Annotated in this window: 1 pseudogene; it reads right to left on the bottom strand. The window is 50.8% G+C overall.

What is annotated here, in order from left to right:
• Nucleotides 1–106 precede the first annotated feature (106 nt).
• Nucleotides 107–362, bottom strand: a pseudogene (locus tag JUJ53_RS00265) (DUF4277 domain-containing protein); the annotation flags it as partial.

Consider the following 362-nt stretch of genomic DNA (forward strand, 5'->3'; position numbering starts at 1 on the left):
AAACTGAAGTGATTCCATGGGTAGAGCACCTCAAGGGAGCTACCTTTTTATTCTCTCAAAATTTTGAGTGTCACCAAAAGTTGGGAAGAGCCCAAGGTAGTTGACATTTCACAGCCTGCATGGCCACCTTCAGAAAAAACAGCGTTGTGCCGTACTCAAACAGGCCATCCAACACTCGCCCCAAGCGGTCATCGTTGAGATGGGCTGCCGTAATGCCGGGGCCCAGTAGATGCTCCACGGGTTTGCCTTCGAAAAACTCGCTGACTAAGTACAACGGCGCGCTGACAAACCCCAACCCGTTGAGAATCATCGCTTTCAGCACTTGTCCTGGGCTGATATGGTTCAGGCTATGAGCATGGAGT

It is taken from the genome of Leptolyngbya sp. CCY15150, from assembly GCF_016888135.1.
Taxonomy (GTDB): Bacteria; Cyanobacteriota; Cyanobacteriia; order RECH01; family RECH01; genus RECH01.